Raw genomic sequence first — 18,413 nt, forward strand, 5'->3', positions numbered from 1 at the left:
GCTCGGATCATGACCCGGCGCTTTGCCCTGATGATCGATCCTGTCGCTGCCGACGAGCAGCGCACCGACTACGGCGACACCTTCACGCAGGTGGATGCGGCGGCCCCGGCGCTCAGTGTCGGCGAGTTGAGCACGCAGCGCGGCGACGGGGTGTTCGAATCGATCGGCGTGGTCGACGCACACGCGCAGGAGGTCGTCGCGCACCTCGAACGGCTCGCGCACTCGGCTCGGCTCTGCGACCTGCCGGCTCCTAATCTCGTGCAGTGGCGTCAGGCTGTCGATCGGGCGGCAGAGCAGCTCGGTGCGGGCGAGTCCGTGATCAAGCTCATCCTCAGCCGTGGCGTCGAGCACGGGCCCACCCCGACCGCGTGGGTGACGGCGGCACCGGCATCCGACTTCTCGGCAGTTCGCGAAAACGGGGTGCGCGTCGTCACCCTCGACAGGGGGTACGACCTGGGTGCGGCCGAGCGGGCACCGTGGCTGCTGCTGGGGGCGAAGACCCTGTCGTATGCCGTGAACATGGCCGCGCTGCGCGAGGCGCACCGCCGTGGGGCGGACGACGCGATCTTCCTCTCGAGCGACGGCTTCGTGTTGGAGGCGCCGACGGCATCGCTGATCCTCCGCTTCGGCGACCGTTTCGTCACACCGGCACCGAACGGCGGCATCCTGCACGGCACGACGCAGCTCAGCGTGTACGAACACCTCGCCGCCCGGGGTTTCGAGGTGGGCTACGACCGAATCCCGGCGACGGATCTTGCCCGCGCGGATGCGGCCTGGCTGGTGTCGAGTGTCCGCCTCGCCGCGGCGATCACCGCCCTCGACGGTGTCTCCCTCCCGGTCGACCACACCCTCACGGCCGACCTGAACCGCTACCTGCTCTCACCCCGCGACTGAGGCCTCGACGCCGCCGACACGCGAAGCGGGCCCGGGAACCGAAGTTCCCGGGCCCGCTCCTCGTGCGCTTCAGATCAACCGAAGCGGCCGGAGACGTAGTCCTCAGTGGCCTGCACGGAAGGCGTGGTGAAGATCGAGGTCGTGTCGTCGTACTCGATGAGCTTGCCAGGCTTGCCGGTGCCTGCGATGTTGAAGAACGCGGTCTTGTCGGACACGCGGCTCGCCTGCTGCATGTTGTGCGTCACGATCACGATGGTGAACTCGTTCTTGAGCTCGCCGATCAGCTCCTCGATCGCATAGGTCGAGATGGGGTCGAGGGCGGAGCACGGCTCGTCCATCAGCAGCACCTGGGGCGACACGGCGATGGCGCGGGCGATGCACAGACGCTGCTGCTGGCCGCCGGAGAGACCGGAGCCCGGCTTGTCGAGACGGTCCTTGACCTCGTTCCACAGGTTCGCGCCGGTGAGCGACTTCTCGACGAGGGCGTCCTGATCGCTCTTGGACATGCGGCTGTTGTTGAGCTTCACGCCCGCGAGGACGTTCTCCTTGATCGACATCGTGGGGAACGGGTTCGGGCGCTGGAACACCATGCCCACCTGGCGGCGCACGAGCACGGGGTCGATGCCGGGGCCGTAGAGGTCCTTGCCGTCGAGCAGCACCTCTCCCTCGACGCGGGCGCCGGGGATGACCTCGTGCATGCGGTTGAGCGTGCGCAGGAACGTGGACTTGCCGCAGCCGGAGGGGCCGATGAACGCGGTGACGCTGCGCGGCTGGATGTCGAGGGAGACGCCCTCCACTGCGAGGAAGTCGCTGTAGTAGACGTTCAGGTCGTTGACTTCAATGCTCTTGGACACTGCAGTTCCTTGCTTGTCGGATCGAGGGCTCAGCGGCCGGACTTGGGGGCGAAGATCTTCGCGACGAGCCGCGCGATCAGGTTGAGCAGCATGACGATGATGATGAGTGTCAGGGCGGCGGCCCAGGCCCGTTCCACGTACGCCTCAGCGGGGATGCCCTGGTACGCGTACTGAGAGTAGGTGAACACCGGGAGGGTCTGCATGCGTCCGCTGAACAGGTTGTAGTTCATGGCGTCGGTGAATCCCGCCGTGAGAAGCAGTGGCGCCGTCTCGCCGATCACGCGGGAGATGGCGAGCATCACGCCCGTCGTGATTCCGGCGATGGAGGTGGGAAGGACCACCTTGACGATCGTGAGCCACTTCGGCACCCCGAGCGCGTAAGCCGCTTCGCGCAGCTCGTTGGGCACGAGGCGCAGCATCTCCTCGGTGGAGCGCACGACGACCGGGATCATGAGAACAGCCAGGGCCACGGAGCCTGCGATGCCCATCCGCACGCCCGGGCCGAAGATCAGTGCGAACACGGCGTAGGCGAACAGGCCGGCGACGATCGAGGGGATCCCCGTCATCACGTCGACGAGGAAGGTGATGGTGCGGGCCATGCGCCCGCCCTTGCCGTACTCGACCAGGTAGACGGCGGTCATCAGGCCGATCGGGATGGAGATGACCGCTGCGGCGAGGGTGACCAGGAGTGTGCCGATGATGGCGTGCAGTGCGCCGCCGCCTTCGCCGAGCACTCCGCGCATCGATGACGAGAAGAAGAGTCCGTCGAAGCGGGCCAGGCCGTTGGCGACCACGGTGACCGCGACGGAGACCAGCGGCACCATCGCGATCGCGAACGCCGAGGTGACGATTCCGGTGATCAGGCGGTCGAGCGCCTTGCGGGGGCTCTCGATGATGCGTGACATCACGTAGATGAGCACGAGGTAGATGATGGCCCCGAAGACGACGGAGCCGGCGATGTTGAGGTCGGAGCCGCTGGCGAGCGCCGTGATGGCGAAAGGCGTGAATCCGATGAGGAGAGAGAGGCCGAGAAGAGCCCAGGGCGACCAGCGGGGGAGGTGTCCCGAGCTGAGCGAGAGGCTGGAAGGAGCCGCGCTCGCCGTGCGAGCGGATTCAGGGGCGGTAACGGTCATGTCAGTTCGCTCCCGAGAATTCCTTGCGGCGGTTCACGAACCAGCGTGCGAGAGCGTTCACCACGAACGTCACGACGAACAGGATCAGACCGGTCGCGATGAGGATGTTGATGTTGACCTGGTACGCCTCGGGGAACGTCAGCGCGATGTTCGCCGCGATCGTGGAGGGGTTCGTGGAGGTGAGCAGCTCGAACGTGACGGCCTTGCTCACCGACAGCACCATCGCGACGGCCATGGTCTCACCGAGCGCGCGGCCGAGGCCGAGCATGGAGGCGGAGACGATGCCGGAGCGGCCGAAGGGCAGTACGGCCATCCGCACCATCTCCCAACGGGTGGCACCGAGTGCGAGGGCGGCCTCTTCGTGGAGGCGGGGGGTCTGCAGGAAGATCTCGCGGCAGATGGCGGTGATGATCGGGACGACCATGACCGCGAGCACCATGGCGGCGGTGAGGATCGTGCGCCCGGTCGGCGAGACGACACCGCCGAAGAAGGGGATCCAGCCGGCGTTCGTGTTCAGCCAGACGTAGATGGGCTGAACAGCGGGGGCGAGGACCAGGATGCCCCAGAGGCCGAACACGACCGAGGGGACGGCGGCGAGCAGGTCGACGACATACCCGAGGCCCTGGGCGAGGCGCCGCGGCGCGTAGTGCGTGATGAACAGCGCCACGCCGAGCGACAGCGGCACGGCCAGGAGGAGAGCCAGGAAGGCCGCCCAGACGGTGCCGAAGAGGAGGGGGCCGACGTAATCCCAGAAGTTCGTCTTGAGGAGCGAGGCATCCTCGGCCGTGGCGGTGAAAGCCGGGACCGACTGCACGATGAGGAAGATCGCGACCGCGGCCAGCGTGATCATGATCATGGATCCGGCGGCGACCGCCGTTCCGGAGAACCAGAGGTCACCGGCGCGCTTCTTCGCGACGATGCGCGTCGACGCCGGCGAGGTCGTGGCTGTCATGGGAGCTGCTTCCTGCTCAGTGGAGATCGGGTGTCTGACGCGAGCAGACGGTCTCCGGGATGCCGCGAGGCATCCCGGAGACCGTCACTGGCTCACTTGATGAGGTCGATCGCAGCCTGGGCCTGCGTGCGCAGGTCGTCCGAGATCGGAGCGCTGCCGGCGTTGGTCGCGGCGACGTCCTGGCCCTCTGCGCTGATCGCGGTGGTGAAGAACGCCTTGGTCAGTGCGGCGACGTTCTCGTCCTCGTACTCGGCGCAGCCGATGAGGTAGCTGACGAGCAGCACGGGGTACGCGCCGTCGGCGGTCGTGGTGCGGTCGATCGCGAAGGCGAGGTCGCCGTCGGTGCGGCCTTCCTCGATCTTCGACGCGTCGAGCGTTGCCGCAGCGCCCTCGGCCGAGTGCGGCACGAACTTGTCGCCGACCTTGACGTTGACGGCCGAGAAGTCGGCGGCCTGCGAGGAGTCGATGTAGCCGATGAGGCCCTGTCCGCCCTTGACGGCGTTGGCGACGCCCGAAGTCTTCTCGGCGGACTCGCCGGCGAGGTCGGCCGGCCACTCCTCGACGCTGCCGGCGGTCCACACGTCACCCGCGGTCTGCGCGAGGTAGTCGGTGAAGTTGCCCGTGGTGCCCGACTTGTCGGAGCGGTGCACCGGCGTGATGGCGAGGTCGGGGAGCTTGGCGTCGGGGTTGTCCTTGGCGATCGCCGGGTCGTTCCAGTTGCTGATCTTGCCGGCGAAGATCGATGCGACCGTCTCGGCGTCGAGGTTCAGCTCGTCCACGCCGTCGAGCGAGAAGACGATGGCGATGGGCGAGACGTAGGCCGGGATCTCGATGAGGTCGGAGCCGTCGACGCACGCGCCGAAGCCGCCGGCTGCGATCTCGTCGGTCTTGAACGCGCGGTCGGAGCCGGCGAAGTTGACTGCGCCCTGCTGGAACGACTCGCGGCCGCCGCCCGAGCCCTGCGGGTCGTACTCGACCTGGGCGTCGGGGTTGGTCTTCTGGAACTCGGCGGTCCATGCCTGGATGGCGACCTGCTGCGAGGAGGCGCCGGCGCCGACCAGGGAGCCGCTGACGGCCGTGGAGCTGGAGGTGGGCTCGTCGGTGGAACCGGTGCCGCCTTCGTTCGCGGCACAGCCGGCGAGGGCGAGAGCGGCGACGGCGCCGATGGCGCCGATTCGTGCGATTCGGGAGATCTTCACTGTGGATCCTTCGATCTGGAATGGGTGGGGCCCGGTGCAGGGCACACAGTGACGCTATGGGCGACGGTTAACGAGACTCTCCCGAGCAGGTGAACGGCAGGTGAACGACGGGCGACTCTCTGGGGTGCTCCCGCGAGAAATCAAGGGTGCGTCAGACCTTGGGGATGTGCGTCTCGATCGCGATGATGCCGGATCCGGGGTTGGTGGCAGAGAGATGCACGACCGAGAACGCCGCCGGTTCGAGGTCCGACGCACTGCTGAGATACGACCCCTGGATGGTCCCGGTGGCCAGCGCGATCTCCGAGAGCAGGCCGGGCAGTACCGGGCCGTGGCTGCACAGCACGGTCGGCTTGCCGGCGCGGATGCGGCGGCCGACGACCGATCGCAGGTCGGACTCGCCGTCCTCCCACGCGTCCTGACTGATCTTCTCGGTCTTCACGGGTTTGCGATCCAGCGCGCGCGCGAGAGGAGTGATCGTCTCGACGCAGCGCACGGCGTCACTCGTCACGATCCGGCGCACACCGAAGGCACGCAGCGGTCCGACGATCGACTTCGCCTGCTTCCGTCCGCGTTCGGTGAGTGGCCGGGAGGCATCCGACCCGTCCCACTCCGAACGGGGCGTGGCCTTCGCATGCCGCAGCGCGATCACCGGGAAGGTGCGCAGCACGCCGTCGTCGACGAGGTTGGAGAAGAAGTCGAGGATCTCGAGGTCGACGGGGTAGCTCAGACGCGAACGTGCCTTCTTCACGCTGACCCATTCGAGCGCGGCGATCTCGCGGTTGGGGACGAACGTCGACTCCCGGATCGCGGCATCGGTGGCCTCAGCCGCCCAGTAGTGCACGACCTTCTGCTTCTGCGAGGCGAGGTGATAGCGGCTCACGCCCACCGACACTCCGAGCGAGACCCGGATGCCGGTCTCCTCGTGCACCTCCCGCACGGCCGTCTCCGCGAGCATCTCGCCGGGGTCGACCTTGCCCTTGGGGAGGGTGATGTCGCGGTACTTGGTGCGGTGGATCAGCAGGATCCGCAGCTTGCCCTCCACGAGGCGCCACACGACGGCCCCCGCCGCGTACACCGCCTTGTCCGTCCACTTCGAGTTCGTCGTCGTGTCGGCGGGGAGCTGCAGCTGCCGAGTGTTCATCGAACGGCCCGTGCGCGACGGCGCCGCTGGATCAACCCCATGGTCTTATCCTGCAGGTCGATCAGTGGCTTGCCTTCCGCATCGACGGCGTGGCGCTCCCAGACACCGCCGGCGCCGAGATGCCACGAGGTGGTTCCGGCATCCATCGCCAGGTCGAAGAAGGCCTCGAGCTCCTTGAGGTGTGCGGGGTCGGTGACGCGCACCAGGGCCTCGACACGGCGGTCGAGGTTGCGGTGCATCATGTCGGCGCTGCCGATGTACACCTGCGGGTCGCCGCCGTTCTCGAAGGCGAAGATGCGCGAGTGCTCCAGGTATCGACCGAGGATGCTGCGCACCGTGATGTTGTCGCTGATGCCGTCGAGGTCGGTGCGAAGGCTGCAGATGCCCCGCACCCAGACGTCGACCTTCACTCCGGCCGCACTCGCACGATAGAGCGCGTCGATGATCTCCTCGTCGACCATCGAGTTCACCTTGATGCGGATGTGCGCGGGGATCCCGGCCTCGGCATTCTTGCGTTCGGCGTCGATCTGTCGGACGAGGCCCTTGCGCAGGTGCAGGGGTGCGACCAGGAGGCGCTTGAACTTCTTCTCGATCGCGTAGCCGCTGAGTTCGTTGAAGAGTCGCGTCAGGTCCTTGCCGACCTGCGCGTCGGCGGTGAACAGCCCGAAGTCCTCGTAGATGCGGCTGGTCTTCGGGTTGTAGTTGCCGGTACCAACGTGGGAGTAATGCTGCAGCTTGCCGTCCTCTTCGCGGATCACGAGTGCGAGCTTGCAGTGGGTCTTCAGGCCGACGAGGCCATAGACCACGTGCACGCCGGCCTTCTCGAGCTTGCGCGCCCAGACGATGTTGTTGGCCTCGTCGAAGCGGGCCTTGACCTCGACGAGGGCCAGTACCTGCTTGCCCGCCTCCGCCGCGTCGATCAGAGCCTGCACGATGGGGCTGTCGCCGGAGGTGCGGTACAGGGTCTGCTTGATGGCGAGCACGTGCGGGTCGCGCGCGGCCTGCTCGAGGAAGGCCTGCACGCTCGTGGTGAACGACTCGTACGGGTGGTGCACGAGCACATCCGACTTGCGGATCGCCTTGAAGATGTCGGCTCGAGTGCTCGATCCTGCCGGCTGGAAGGCCACGGCGGTGGTCGGCAGATGCGGCGGGTAGCGCAGGTCGGGGCGGTCGATGCGCGACAGATCGAACAGGCCCCGCAGGTCGAGCGGCCCGGGGAGGCGGTAGACCTCCAGGTCGGTGATGTCGAGTTCGCGGACCAGCAGGTCCATCGTGACGTCGTCCATGTCGTCGGTGATCTCGAGGCGGATCGGCGGCCCGAAACGTCGGCGCAGGAGCTCGGCCTCGAGCGCCTGGATGAGGTTCTCGCTCTCGTCTTCCTCGATCTCGACGTCTTCGTTGCGGGTGAGGCGGAAGGCGTGGTGGTCGAGCACCTCCATGCCCGGGAACAGATCGCCCAGATGGTTGGCGATGAGCTCTTCCAGCCGCAGGAAGCGCTTGATCTCGCCGCCTCCCGGCACCTCGACGAACCGCGGGAGCATGGGCGGCACCTTGAGGCGTGCGAACTCCTGGCGACCGGTGCGGGCATTGCGGATGCGGATCGCGAGGTTCAGCGACAGGCCCGAGATGTAGGGGAACGGGTGTGCCGGGTCGACCGCGAGCGGCATGAGCACAGGGAAGACCTGAGCTTGGAAGTACTCGGAGAGCGCCGAGCGCTCGCCGTCGGTGAGCTCGGACCAGTCGGTGATCTCGACGCCCGACTCTGCCAGGGCGGGACGCACCAGCGAGATCCAGGCATCCGCGTGGCGCAGTTGCAGCGCGTGGGCCTCGCGGGAGATGTCGGCGAGCGCGTCGACGGGGGAGCGGCCGATGTTGGTCGGCACCGCGAGCCCGGTCATGATGCGACGTTTGAGGCCGGCGACGCGCACCATGAAGAACTCGTCGAGGTTGCTCGCGAAGATCGCCAGGAAGTTGGCGCGTTCGAGTTCGGGCAGTGACGGATCCTCCGCGAGCTCCAGCACACGCTGGTTGAAAGCGAGCCAGCTGAGCTCGCGATCCAGGTAGCGGTGGTCGGGGAGCAGGGAGTCGGGCGACTCGATGGCGTCGAAGTCGTCGTCTTCGGCGTCACCGAGGCCGGCGTCGGCGAGTGCGGGATCGATCATGGGGTACATCTAATCACCGTGAGGTGACGCGTGTGTGAACGGAGACGATCGTCACCCGGCGTTGACGAGACTCTCGTCCTCGTTGACGTTGAAGCGGTAGCCGACGTTGCGCACCGTGCCGATGATCTGCTCCTGGTCGCCGAGCTTCGCTCTGAGCCTTCGCACATGCACGTCGACGGTGCGGGTGCCACCGAAGTAGTCGTAACCCCAGACCTCGCTGAGCAGCTGCTCGCGCGTGAACACGCGAGCAGGGTGGGTGGCCAGGAAATGCAGCAGCTGGAATTCCTTATAGGTGAGATCCAGGGCTCTGCCGCGCAACTTCGCCGAGTACGACTGCTCGTCGATCGTGACGCCGGACGCCTGCACCCGCGCGGGTTCGGCGACCTCGTCGCGGCGGGCCAGTGCGAGGCGGAGCCGGGCATCGATCTCGGCCGGTCCCGCGGTGGCGAGGAGGACGTCATCGATCCCCCAGTCGCCGGACAGTGCACTCATGCCGCCTTCTGTGACCACCAGCAGCAGAGGTGCGTCCTGGCCGGCCGTTCGCAGCAGGCGGCACAGCGACTTCGCAGCGACGAGGTCATGACGGCCGTCGACGATCACGACGTCGTAGTCCGGGGCGCTGACCAGCTGTGCCGGCTCCGCCGGGATCTGGCGAGCACGATGGCTCAGCAACTCAAGGGCGGGCAGCACCTGCTCCGAGAGCGAAGCGTTGGTAAGTACCAGCACCTGGGCCACGCGCACTCCTCACCGACGCGGATCGACGCCGTGCCGCCATGATACCGGGAGCGGATGCGCAACAATGGTGACATGACGGATCCAGCACTCGCACCACGCAACGCGTTCGTCGGTGTGGCCGGCGTGTGGGTCGCGGCGTTCGTCGCGACCGTCGCGATCGGCATCTTCGTTCCGGAGGAATGGCGCGTTCCGTGGCTGCTGGTGGGCTTCGGGGGTGCGGTGCTGCTGTCGTTCGCCGTGCAGCTCCGGTACGGGCGCACGCAGGGCTTCATCTTCCGGGTGGCCGGCAGCGTGATCGGCGCCCTGCTGCTGATGGGGCTCGTCTCGATCGGTTTCGGCCTCGCGGCGCTGATCCCGACCTGAGTGCGGCATGGCGCGGTAAGGTGGAGCACATGGACCTCATGGCGCTCGAAATGTTCTTCATCGGCCTGCTGGGCCTCGCGAGCCTCGCTATCGTCTTCGTCTCGGCAGTGGTGCTGCGCAACCTCTTCCGCGGCCAGCGCTGACGCGATCGTGCTCGAACTGCCCGTCGACCTTCCGGCCGATCTCGTCCCCTTCGCCTGGCTGATCGGCGTCTGGGAGGGCACCGGCGTCATCGACTATCCCGTCGGCGATGAGCGCCTGCAGGGCGAGTTCACGCACCGGGTCAGCTTCAGCCATGACGGCGGCCCCTTCCTGAACTACTCGGGCACCGCGACGTTCCTCTCCGAAGACGGTGCCCCGGCTGCGGCGCTGCTCGCCGAGACCGGCTTCTGGCGGCTCGCGCGCCCGGCGACGCAAGCGGATCCCGGTCCGGCACTGCTCCCGCCCACCGGGCCTGCAGTCGCGCGCACGGTCGACGATGTCGAGGAGCTCCGCGCTCCGAGTGGCGGATTCCCGATCGAGGTCTCGCTCGCGCACTCCGACGGTGCCCTCGAGCTCTACATCGGCGAGATCAACGGTCCGCGCATCGATATCGGCTCCGACGCCGTCGTGCGCAGCGCCGGCGCCAAGGTGCACACGGCTTCGTCGCGCATGTACGGGCTCGTCGACGGTCACCTGCTGTGGGCGTGGGACATCGCCGCCCTCGGCACCCCGCTGCGCTCGCACGCCTCGGCGCGGCTGGCAAAGGTCTGACATGACCCGCTTCAGCCAGATCGACGGCGTCGTCTCCGACGGCGACCTGATCATGCACTTCGGCGACGCCTTCCGCGAGCAGCGACGTCTCGCCGATGGCGCAGCTCTCGCCCCCCTCGGCGATCGCACCGTGATCGAGGTCGCGGGCCCCGAGCGACTGACCTGGCTCGACTCGATCACCTCGCAGGCGGTGGGGCATCTGGCTCCCGGAGAGAGCACCGAACTCCTGGTGCTCGACCCACAGGGCCGCGTCGAACACGCAGCCGGTGTCCTCGACGACGGTGCGTCGACCTGGCTCATCGCAGACGCCGGCGACGCCGAGGCGCTCGCCGGTTGGCTGACCCGGATGAAGTTCCGCACCCAGGCCACGGTCGGCATTCGATCAGACCTCATGCTGGTCGGTTACATCGATGGCGGAACCGTCGCGTCAGCAGCATCCGCTGCGCCCTTCGCACCGAACGGCCTGCCCCTCGTCTGGGCCGACCCCTGGCAGCGGATCAGCGTCGGAGGACACCAGTACTCCGAGGTCGCCGAGCATCCTGCCGCTGACTTCGCCTGGCGGGTCGCGATCCTGACCGATGAAGCGGCGGATGCGCTCGCCGCTTCGCTCGATCGCGATGCGCTGGCGGGTCTGCTCGCCGCCGAGGCGCTGCGCGTGGCCGCCTGGCGCCCTCGTTGGACGACAGAGGTCGATGAGCGCTCCCTGCCGCACGAGTCCGACTGGATCCGCAGCGCGGTGCACCTGAACAAGGGGTGCTACCGCGGGCAGGAGACCGTCGCCAAGGTGCACAACCTCGGGCACCCTCCGCGCCGTCTCGCCGCGCTCCACCTCGACGGCAGCGATGCGGTCCTGCCGGAGCCCGGTGCTCCGGTCTTCGCCGGCGACGACGAGGTCGGACACCTCACCTCGGTGGCGCGTCATCATGAAGATGGTCCGATCGCCCTCGCGATCCTCTCCCGACGCGCTCCGATCGGCGACCTCGTGGTGCGCGCCGACGGCATCGACATCGCCGCATCCCAGCAGGTGATCGTGCCGGCAGATGCCGGTGCCACCGCCGATATCCCGCGCCTCACGCGTCTTTCGCGGCGTCCCTCGGCGCCAGACCCCCGCAGCGCCGGCAACTGAGGCAATCGGCCGCTGAGCTCGATCGGCAGCTGAGCTCAATCGGTGCGGGGCGCGACAGCCGCCCAGGGAAGCGTGACCTCACCCAGACGCCAGCGAGTGCGTCCGCCGAGCACCGGCCACCCCTGATCGCGAAGAGCCGCCACTGCGGCCAGGAAGCGCTGAGTGGCACCGAACGTCGACAGCGGCGCCGCACGATCCCACTCGCGGTCGAAGTCGACCAGCAGCGCGTGGATACGCTCGCCGGCGACGTTCCGATGGATCAGCGCTTTCGGCAGGCGTTCCGCGACGATGCTCGGACGCTCGAGATCGGCGAGGCGGAGCGAGATGGTGAAGCGCAGCGGCGAGGCCTGCGCATCGACGTCGATCCAGCTCGCGACCCGACCGATCTCGTCGCAGGTCCCCTCGAACAGCAGGCCACCCGGTGCCAGCCGGGCGGCCATGCGCGACCAGGCATCCGGAACGTCCTTCTCGTCATACTGGCGCAGCACGTTCATCGCGCGGATCACCGCGGCCCGCCGCCCGTCGGGGAGCGGCACCTCGAATCCTCCGCGGGCGAACGAGACCGGAAGGTCGGAAGCGAAGGACGTTCGCCCCGCACGCACCTCAGCCAGTTGGGTGTCGGCGGTTGTGACGCGCGCCGGGTCGATCTCCAGACCGCGCACCTCGACGTCGCCGCGCACCCGTACAAGTCGTGTCGCGAGCTCGAAGGCGGTCACACCGCTCGCCCCGTATCCGAGGTCGATGACCAGGGGATCGGATGCTCGGCGCAGGGCATCGCTCGCGGCGATCCAGCGATCGTTGCGCCGCAGCCGGTTCGTCCCCGTGGTGCCGCGGGTCGGCCGACCGAGGGGAGATGACGCCATGTCTCCATCCTCCCAGCATCCGACTCTGGCTCCGTGCCCTGGGCGGATAAACTGACGGCATGACTGCGACGCGCACCCTCATCCTGCTCCGCCACGGCCGGAGCGAGTGGAACGAACTGAACCTGTTCACCGGTTGGGTGGACGTCCGCCTCAACGAGCAGGGCGAGAAGGAGGCCCGCCGTGGTGGCGAGCTGCTGGCAGAGTCCGGCATCCTGCCCGACGTGCTGCACACCTCGCTGCTGAGCCGCGCGATCCAGACGGCGAACATCGCCCTGGACGCCGCCGACCGGCTGTGGATTCCGGTGACCCGCTCCTGGCGGCTCAACGAGCGTCACTACGGTGCGCTCCAGGGCAAGGACAAGGCGCAGACGCTCGAGGAGTTCGGTCCGGAGCAGTTCCAGCTCTGGCGTCGCTCGTTCGACGTGCCGCCGCCCGTGCTCGACGATGAGAGCGAGTTCAGCCAGGTGAACGACGTCCGTTACGCGGACATCGACGGCGAGGTGCCGCGCACCGAGTCCCTCAAGCTCGTCATCGACCGCCTGCTGCCCTACTGGGAGAGCGCGATCGTTCCCGACCTCGATGCCGGCAAGACGGTCCTCGTCACGGCGCACGGCAACTCGCTGCGCGGTCTCGTGAAGCACCTCGAGGGCATCAGCGACGACGACATCGCCGAGCTCAACATCCCCACGGGCATCCCGCTGATCTACGAGCTGGATGAGAACAACGTGCCCACCGGCCCCGGCCGCTACCTCGACCCGGAGGCCGCTGCTGCCGGCGCCGCCGCAGTCGCTGCCCAGGGCAAGAAGTAAGAGCTTCCGCTCGAACGGAGAAGCCCCCGATGCGCTCGCATCGGGGGCTTCTGCATTCGTGCTGCGGGTCAGGCGTGACCGAGCTCCTGCTGCTCGAGCTCCTGCTGCTCGACGGCGAGGGGGATGTCGTCTTCGCCGACAGCCCAGTCGCCGGTCGCGAGGTAGACGACCTTCTTGGCGACGGCCACCGCGTGGTCGGCGAAGCGCTCGTGGTAACGGCTGGCGAGCGTGGCGTCGACGGTCGCCGTCGCCTCGCCCTTCCAGTTGTCGCTGAGCACCTTCTCGAAGACCGTGGCGTGCAGCTCGTCGACGTCGTCATCCGCGTTGCGGATCGCGTCGGCGTAGCGCAGGTCCTGGGTCCGCAGCAGCTCGGAGAGCGTGCGAGCCACCTCGACGTCGAGCTCGCCCATCTTCACGAAGGTGCCCTTGAGGCCCTTCGGGATGGCGCGCTCGGGGAAGCGGAGGCGGGCGAGCTGGGCGATGTGCTCCGACATGTCGCCCATGCGCTCCAGAGACGCGCTGACGCGCAGCGCTGAGACGACGATGCGCAGGTCGCGGGCGACCGGCTGCTGGCGGGCGAGGATCTCGATGGCCTGCTCGTCGAGTGCGACGGCCAGTTCGTCGATCTTCGCGTCGTCGGCGATGACCTCTTCGGCCAGGGCGACGTCGCTGGTCGCGAAAGCTCTGGTCGCCTTGTCGATCGAGACCGTGACGAGGTCGGCGATCTCGACGAGGCGGGACTGCAGGTCCTCGAGGGACTGGTGGAAGACTTCGCGCATGTTGGGGCGCAACCTTTCATTCGGATCTCGGCTGTGTCAGCACGAGACGGCGGGTCGTCCGCACGAGAGCAGGTCTGTGCTCCCGCACAAGCCCGAAGCGATTGTCTGCTTCGAAGGTTAACGAACGGTGCCCAGCACGTGAATAGTACTTCTCCCGTTGCCGCCAGGGCGCGGAAACCCGCCGGACAGACGGTGAACGCACTCTACGCTTAGGTTATGACCTTGCCGCAGCTCGCGCTGTCTTCGCTCGCCATCGGGCTGGTGATCGGCGTCGGCCTGTCCCTGCTGGTGGTGTGGGCGTATCGGGCGAGGGCACGCGTGCAGGAAGAGACCTCGCTGGCGATTCCGGCCGGTATCACCGATGTCCTTCGCAGCATGGATGACGCCGCCGCGATCGTCGACACCTCCGGTCAGGTGCTGGCAGCATCGCAGGCCGCCACCCGCTTCGGAATCGAGGTCGGCTCGACTCTCGACAACCCGGAGCTGCGCCAACTCGTGCGTGGCGTCAGGGAAGCCGGCGGTTCCGTCACCGAATCGATGCGCATCACCCGTGGCGGACTGAGTCTCGACCCGCGTCTGGTGTCGGCCAGGGCGAGCGTGATCGGCGCCCGGTTGGTGCTGCTGATCATCCGCGACGTCACCGAGCAGGAGCGCCTCGACCAGATGCGGCGGGACTTCGTGGCGAACACGAGTCACGAGCTGAAGACTCCGGTCGGGGCGGTGAGTCTTCTCGCCGAAGCCATCGAGTCCGCCGCCGACGACCCAGCCCAGGTGCGCATCTTCGCGGCGCGCATCTCTGCGGAGGCGGGGCGGCTCGGGCAGCTCACCGGTCGCATCATGAGTCTGTCCCGGCTCCAGGCAGAGGACGGGCTGACCAAGGTCGGTCCCGTCTCGATCGACGAGGTGATCGCCTCGTCCATCGAAGCCCATGTCGTGCAGGCCGATTCCGCGGGCGTCGAGCTCGCCAGGGGTGGTGACCGCGGTGTCTGGGTGCGCGGAGACGCGCAGATCCTGATCGAGGCGGTCGGCAACCTCATCGCCAACGCGATCGTGTACTCGTCCAAGGGCTCCCGCGTCGGAGTCGGTGTGCGAGCGGAGGACGGCGTCGTCGAGATCGCGGTGTCCGACCAGGGCATCGGCATCGCAGAGGCCGACCGTGAGCGCATCTTCGAGAGGTTCTACCGGGCCGACGAGGCTCGTTCCCGACGCACAGGGGGCACGGGACTCGGACTTTCGATCGTCAAGCACGCCACCCAGCGTCATGGTGGTGAGGTGCGGCTGTGGTCCCGTCCTGGGCGCGGCTCTACGTTCACGATCCGGCTTCCTCGGATCGATGCCCCTGACAACGTCGACACGGGCAAGAAGAGCAAGAAGAAGCGTGTGCGCAAGGCGGCCAAGGCCGCAGCCTCTGCACGCGTTCGAAACGGAGAGAGAGCATGACCCGTATCCTTCTCGTCGAAGACGAGCCCGACCTCGCCGATCCCCTCGCATACCTGCTGCGACGCGAGGGGTACGAGGTGGAGATCGCCGAAGACGGCCCTGGGGCGCTCGCAGCGTTCCGGGAGCGCGGCGCCGACATCGTGCTGCTCGACCTGATGCTGCCGGGGATGCCGGGCACCGAGGTGTGCCGGCAGATCCGTTCGACCTCGGCGGTGCCGATCATCATGCTCACGGCCAAGGACTCCGAGGTGGACATCGTCGTGGGGCTCGAGCTCGGCGCCGACGATTACATCACGAAGCCGTATTCGTCGCGTGAGCTGCTCGCCCGCATGCGCGCTGTGCTGCGCCGAGTCGTGCAGGCCGACAGCGAGCTCGACGAGCGCGTGCTCGACGGCGGACGCGTGTCGCTCGACATCGACCGGCACACGGTTTCGGTCGCCGGGGACCAGATCAACATGCCGCTGAAGGAGTTCGAGCTGCTCGAGGTCCTGATGCGCAACTCCGGACGAGTCCTCACCCGTGGTCAGCTCATCGATCGGGTATGGGGGAGCGACTACTTCGGTGACACGAAGACGCTCGACGTCCACATCAAGCGCATCCGCTCGCGCATCGAGGAGAACCCGAGCGAGCCGGTGATGCTCGTCACCGTGCGCGGTCTGGGATACCGCTTCGAGGGCTGACGCTCGGTCCGAACACGGAAGAGGCCGGCTCCCCGCGGGGAGCCGGCCTCTTCTCGGTGGTGCGGTGTGGTGTGGTGTCAGTTCGAGGGGGCCGGAGCCGCCGTGTCGGTCGGCAGCGGCGTCGGCCGGGGCGTTTCGACCTTCTCGGAAGGAACCAGGTCGGCGTAGTAGGGGAGCGACCCGTCGAGGACGGGAACCTCGCTCTTGACCCCGGTGGAGTCGCCCGACTGGAAGTGGATCTCGACGGTCGCGCCCGGCTTGGTGTCGAGGCCGACGATGCGCAGCGGCTCCTCGTCGGCGCCCAGGCTGACCCTGCCCTCTGCGGGGACCGTGACGGCGAACGGCTCGAGGCCCTCGACCGTGATCGTCAGAGTCGCCTTCTCGTCGGTGGGGTTCACGATCGCCGCGATGAAGTTGCCGACGGAGCCGTCTTCGTTGGCGATGACGAGCGCGTTGCGAACGTCGATCGGACCGTCGGCATCAGAGATGTTCACGCCGTCAGAGGCGGCGTACTCGATCTTCGTCGACTGCGGGGTGATGAACGTGCACCCGGTGGCGCCGAGCAGAACGAGGGCGCTGAGGGCTGCAGACGCAACAAGGCGCGATTTCACGGGTCCTCCTGAGGTCCGGCGGGATATCCGCATCCATTCTATGGGTAAGTCGTGACGGTGCCCGTGGCCCGAGGAGCGCGAACCTTAGCGCATCCCCCCTGTGGTATCCTTGAGGTTGCCGAAAGGACACGTTTTTATGCTTTTTGAGGTTGGCGAGACCGTCGTCTATCCCCACCATGGCGCTGCGACCATCATCGAGGTCAAGGAGCGCATCATCAAGGGTGAGGCGAAGAAATACCTGAAGCTCAATGTCACTCAGGGTGACCTGATCATCGAGGTTCCCGCAGAGAATGTCGACTTGGTCGGCGTTCGTGATGTCATCGGCAAAGAGGGCCTCGACAATGTGTTCGAGGTGCTGCGAGCCCCCTTCACGGAAGAGCCGACGAACTGGTCGCGCCGGTACAAGGCGAACCTCGAGAAGCTCGCCTCCGGCGATGTGATCAAGGTGAGCGAGGTCGTCCGCGACCTGTGGCGTCGCGATCAGGACCGCGGCCTCTCCGCCGGCGAGAAGCGGATGCTCGCGAAGGCCCGTCAGATCCTGATCTCCGAGCTCGCTCTCGCTGAGAAGACCGACGAGGACAAGGCGGGCGCAATGCTCGACGAGGTCCTCGCTTCCTGAGTTCTTTCACGACGAAAGGCGGGTGCTTCGGCATCCGCCTTTCGTCGTCTTCGCCGGTAACGTGATGCTGTGACCATCCTCCCCGTCCCGCACACAGCGATCATCGTCGTGGCCGCAGGCTCCGGCACCCGCCTGGCAGCCGGTGCTCCGAAGGCCTTCGTCGGCATCGACGCCCGCTCCGTCCTCCGCCATGCGCTCGACGGCGTGTTCGCCGCTGCCCCGGCCCAGGTCGTCGTCGTCGCGCCGGCAGGCCTCGAGGGAGATGCCGAGACCGAGCTGCGTGCGGCGGCAGGTGACCGAGTCGATCTCGGCCGTGTGGTGACCGGCGGCGTGACCAGGCAGCAGTCGGTGGCCGCAGGGCTCGCAGCGCTCTGGGGTGACGTCGAGACGGTCCTCGTCCATGATGCCGCCCGTGCGCTCACGCCTCCGTCGCAGATCGATGCCGTAGCTGTTGCCGTGACGGCGCAGACCGGCGTCATCCCCGCGCTCCCCGTCGTCGACACGCTCAAGAAGGTGGCCGACGGCGCTGTGATCGACGCCGTCGACCGCTCGGTGCTCGCCGCGGCCCAGACACCGCAGGGCTTTCCGCGGCCACTGCTCGAAGCCGCATATTCGACGGCCTTGGCCAGTGGGATCGAATACACCGATGACGCGGCTCTGTTCGCAGCAGCCGGCCATCCCGTGCGGCACATCGCCGGGTCGGAGCGGGCCTTCAAGATCACGACTCCGGCAGACCTCGAGCGCGCCAGAAATCTGCTCGCCCCATCCGCCCACCGTGTCGGCATCCCGCGGGTGGGCATCGGCACCGACGTCCACGCTTTCGGGGGCGAGGGAAACCTCTGGCTCGCCGGACTCGAATGGCCGGGGGAGCAGCCGCTGTCGGGCCATTCGGACGGAGATGCGGTCGCTCACGCGATCGTCGACGCCCTGTTGGGGGCCGCAGGGCTCGGCGACATCGGAGAGCACTTCGGTACCTCTCATCCCGAGTATGCGGGTGCGCACGCCGACGTCTTCCTCGCTCGTACCCGTGAGTTGCTCGCCGAGGCCGGGTTCGAGATCGGAAACGTGTCGGTGCAGCTGCAGGGCAACCGTCCGCGGTTCAGCCCTCGGCGCGCGGAGGCGGAGGCGGCCCTGTCGGCGGTCCTCGCCGCCCCCGTATCCGTGACGGCGACGACGACGGACGGGCTCGGTTTCCCCGGTCGGGGAGAGGGCATCGCGGTGACCGCGGTCGCATCGGTGGTACCGCGTGATCGGGAATCGTCACCAGGGGGCGGGCGCTCAGCAGTCGCCGAGTAGGCTT

Annotated in this window: 19 protein-coding genes; 9 read left to right on the forward strand and 10 right to left on the reverse strand. The window is 67.7% G+C overall.

Annotation, left to right across the window (positions count from 1 at the left end):
* Positions 1–9 precede the first annotated feature (9 nt).
* Complete coding sequence (locus tag CQ040_RS15495) at positions 10–894, forward strand: aminodeoxychorismate lyase (RefSeq protein WP_105528046.1); 885 nt, start codon at positions 10–12, stop codon at positions 892–894.
* A 74-nt stretch (positions 895–968) separates the two neighbouring features.
* Here the strand turns inward: CQ040_RS15495 and pstB are convergent, their stop codons facing one another.
* The 7 genes from pstB to CQ040_RS15530 all read right to left on the reverse strand — a co-directional run bounded on the left by pstB (position 969) and on the right by CQ040_RS15530 (position 9,070).
* On the reverse strand, positions 969–1,748 hold the full coding sequence (gene pstB, locus CQ040_RS15500) for a phosphate ABC transporter ATP-binding protein PstB (protein WP_028503355.1): 780 nt from the start codon (positions 1,746–1,748) through the stop codon (positions 969–971).
* Between the two features lie 29 nt (positions 1,749–1,777).
* Positions 1,778–2,881 (reverse strand): phosphate ABC transporter permease PstA, encoded by a 1,104-nt coding sequence (pstA, locus tag CQ040_RS15505; protein ID WP_105528047.1) that lies wholly within the window; start codon positions 2,879–2,881, stop codon positions 1,778–1,780.
* A 1-nt stretch (position 2,882) separates the two neighbouring features.
* Positions 2,883–3,833: a phosphate ABC transporter permease subunit PstC gene (gene pstC / locus CQ040_RS15510; RefSeq protein ID WP_028503353.1), complete on the reverse strand. Its 951-nt coding sequence runs from the start codon at positions 3,831–3,833 to the stop codon at positions 2,883–2,885.
* Positions 3,834–3,925: 92 nt separating this feature from the next.
* Positions 3,926–5,032 carry a phosphate ABC transporter substrate-binding protein PstS gene (pstS, locus tag CQ040_RS15515; protein ID WP_028503352.1) on the reverse strand — a complete coding sequence of 369 codons (1,107 nt, stop codon included), beginning with the start codon at positions 5,030–5,032 and terminating at the stop codon, positions 3,926–3,928.
* A gap of 151 nt (positions 5,033–5,183) precedes the next feature.
* Positions 5,184–6,173 (reverse strand): NUDIX hydrolase, encoded by a 990-nt coding sequence (locus tag CQ040_RS15520; RefSeq protein WP_105528048.1) that lies wholly within the window; start codon positions 6,171–6,173, stop codon positions 5,184–5,186.
* Positions 6,170–8,335 carry an RNA degradosome polyphosphate kinase gene (locus CQ040_RS15525; RefSeq protein WP_105528074.1) on the reverse strand — a complete coding sequence of 722 codons (2,166 nt, stop codon included), beginning with the start codon at positions 8,333–8,335 and terminating at the stop codon, positions 6,170–6,172. Before CQ040_RS15525 ends, CQ040_RS15520 begins: the two co-directional genes overlap by 4 nt.
* Positions 8,336–8,386: 51 nt before the next feature.
* Positions 8,387–9,070, reverse strand: coding sequence for a response regulator transcription factor (locus CQ040_RS15530; RefSeq protein ID WP_028503349.1), 684 nt, complete (start codon positions 9,068–9,070; stop codon positions 8,387–8,389).
* A 72-nt stretch (positions 9,071–9,142) separates the two neighbouring features.
* Here CQ040_RS15530 and CQ040_RS15535 point away from each other — a divergent pair, with 72 nt between their 5' ends.
* The 3 genes from CQ040_RS15535 (at position 9,143) to CQ040_RS15545 (ending at position 11,312) form a co-directional block, all read left to right on the forward strand.
* Positions 9,143–9,433, forward strand: coding sequence for a hypothetical protein (locus CQ040_RS15535; RefSeq protein ID WP_028503348.1), 291 nt, complete (start codon positions 9,143–9,145; stop codon positions 9,431–9,433).
* A gap of 150 nt (positions 9,434–9,583) precedes the next feature.
* On the forward strand, positions 9,584–10,186 hold the full coding sequence (locus tag CQ040_RS15540) for an FABP family protein (protein ID WP_105528049.1): 603 nt from the start codon (positions 9,584–9,586) through the stop codon (positions 10,184–10,186).
* 1 nt (position 10,187) lies between these two features.
* A complete protein-coding gene (locus CQ040_RS15545; protein WP_105528050.1) occupies positions 10,188–11,312 on the forward strand; it encodes a folate-binding protein YgfZ in 1,125 nt (374 codons plus the stop codon).
* A 35-nt stretch (positions 11,313–11,347) separates the two neighbouring features.
* On the opposite strand, the gene CQ040_RS15550 is transcribed toward CQ040_RS15545, so the two are convergent.
* A complete protein-coding gene (locus tag CQ040_RS15550) occupies positions 11,348–12,175 on the reverse strand; it encodes a class I SAM-dependent methyltransferase (RefSeq protein WP_105528051.1) in 828 nt (275 codons plus the stop codon).
* A 59-nt stretch (positions 12,176–12,234) separates the two neighbouring features.
* Between CQ040_RS15550 and CQ040_RS15555 the strand changes: the two genes are divergently transcribed.
* A complete protein-coding gene (locus CQ040_RS15555; protein ID WP_028503343.1) occupies positions 12,235–12,984 on the forward strand; it encodes a phosphoglyceromutase in 750 nt (249 codons plus the stop codon).
* Positions 12,985–13,052: 68 nt separating this feature from the next.
* Here CQ040_RS15555 and phoU read toward each other — a convergent pair whose 3' ends face one another.
* Entirely contained in the window at positions 13,053–13,763 is a 711-nt protein-coding gene (gene phoU / locus CQ040_RS15560; protein WP_028503342.1) for a phosphate signaling complex protein PhoU, read from the reverse strand.
* Between the two features lie 216 nt (positions 13,764–13,979).
* On the opposite strand from phoU, the gene CQ040_RS15565 reads away from it, so the two are divergent.
* Positions 13,980–15,203, forward strand: coding sequence for a cell wall metabolism sensor histidine kinase WalK (locus tag CQ040_RS15565; RefSeq protein ID WP_105528052.1), 1,224 nt, complete (start codon positions 13,980–13,982; stop codon positions 15,201–15,203).
* A complete protein-coding gene (locus tag CQ040_RS15570) occupies positions 15,200–15,883 on the forward strand; it encodes a response regulator transcription factor (RefSeq protein WP_028503340.1) in 684 nt (227 codons plus the stop codon). Before CQ040_RS15565 ends, CQ040_RS15570 begins: the two co-directional genes overlap by 4 nt.
* A 77-nt stretch (positions 15,884–15,960) precedes the next feature.
* Here CQ040_RS15570 and CQ040_RS15575 read toward each other — a convergent pair whose 3' ends face one another.
* Positions 15,961–16,494: a DNA modification methylase gene (locus CQ040_RS15575; RefSeq protein WP_105528053.1), complete on the reverse strand. Its 534-nt coding sequence runs from the start codon at positions 16,492–16,494 to the stop codon at positions 15,961–15,963.
* 136 nt (positions 16,495–16,630) lie between these two features.
* On the opposite strand from CQ040_RS15575, the gene CQ040_RS15580 reads away from it, so the two are divergent.
* Positions 16,631–17,113 (forward strand): CarD family transcriptional regulator, encoded by a 483-nt coding sequence (locus CQ040_RS15580; RefSeq protein WP_028503338.1) that lies wholly within the window; start codon positions 16,631–16,633, stop codon positions 17,111–17,113.
* Positions 17,114–17,182: 69 nt separating this feature from the next.
* A complete protein-coding gene (gene ispD / locus CQ040_RS15585) occupies positions 17,183–18,409 on the forward strand; it encodes a 2-C-methyl-D-erythritol 4-phosphate cytidylyltransferase (protein WP_105528054.1) in 1,227 nt (408 codons plus the stop codon).
* Positions 18,410–18,413: the final 4 nt, after the last annotated feature.

The organism is Microbacterium sp. MYb54 (assembly GCF_002979515.1).
In the GTDB taxonomy this organism is placed as follows: Bacteria; Actinomycetota; Actinomycetes; order Actinomycetales; family Microbacteriaceae; genus Microbacterium.

Bases quoted from the DNA above. Each gene is read 5' to 3' on its own strand.
- pstC (WP_028503353.1), bottom strand. From the start codon at position 3,833: ATGACAGCCACGACCTCGCCGGCGTCGACGCGCATCGTCGCGAAGAAG.
- CQ040_RS15525 (WP_105528074.1), bottom strand. From the start codon at position 8,335: ATGATCGATCCCGCACTCGCCGACGCCGGCCTCGGTGACGCCGAAGAC.
- pstA (WP_105528047.1), bottom strand. From the start codon at position 2,881: ATGACCGTTACCGCCCCTGAATCCGCTCGCACGGCGAGCGCGGCTCCT.
- CQ040_RS15555 (WP_028503343.1), top strand. From the start codon at position 12,235: ATGACTGCGACGCGCACCCTCATCCTGCTCCGCCACGGCCGGAGCGAG.
- phoU (WP_028503342.1), bottom strand. From the start codon at position 13,763: ATGCGCGAAGTCTTCCACCAGTCCCTCGAGGACCTGCAGTCCCGCCTC.
- CQ040_RS15520 (WP_105528048.1), bottom strand. From the start codon at position 6,173: ATGAACACTCGGCAGCTGCAGCTCCCCGCCGACACGACGACGAACTCG.
- CQ040_RS15545 (WP_105528050.1), top strand. From the start codon at position 10,188: ATGACCCGCTTCAGCCAGATCGACGGCGTCGTCTCCGACGGCGACCTG.
- CQ040_RS15570 (WP_028503340.1), top strand. From the start codon at position 15,200: ATGACCCGTATCCTTCTCGTCGAAGACGAGCCCGACCTCGCCGATCCC.
- CQ040_RS15535 (WP_028503348.1), top strand. From the start codon at position 9,143: ATGACGGATCCAGCACTCGCACCACGCAACGCGTTCGTCGGTGTGGCC.
- CQ040_RS15565 (WP_105528052.1), top strand. From the start codon at position 13,980: ATGACCTTGCCGCAGCTCGCGCTGTCTTCGCTCGCCATCGGGCTGGTG.
- CQ040_RS15495 (WP_105528046.1), top strand. From the start codon at position 10: ATGACCCGGCGCTTTGCCCTGATGATCGATCCTGTCGCTGCCGACGAG.
- CQ040_RS15550 (WP_105528051.1), bottom strand. From the start codon at position 12,175: ATGGCGTCATCTCCCCTCGGTCGGCCGACCCGCGGCACCACGGGGACG.
- CQ040_RS15580 (WP_028503338.1), top strand. From the start codon at position 16,631: ATGCTTTTTGAGGTTGGCGAGACCGTCGTCTATCCCCACCATGGCGCT.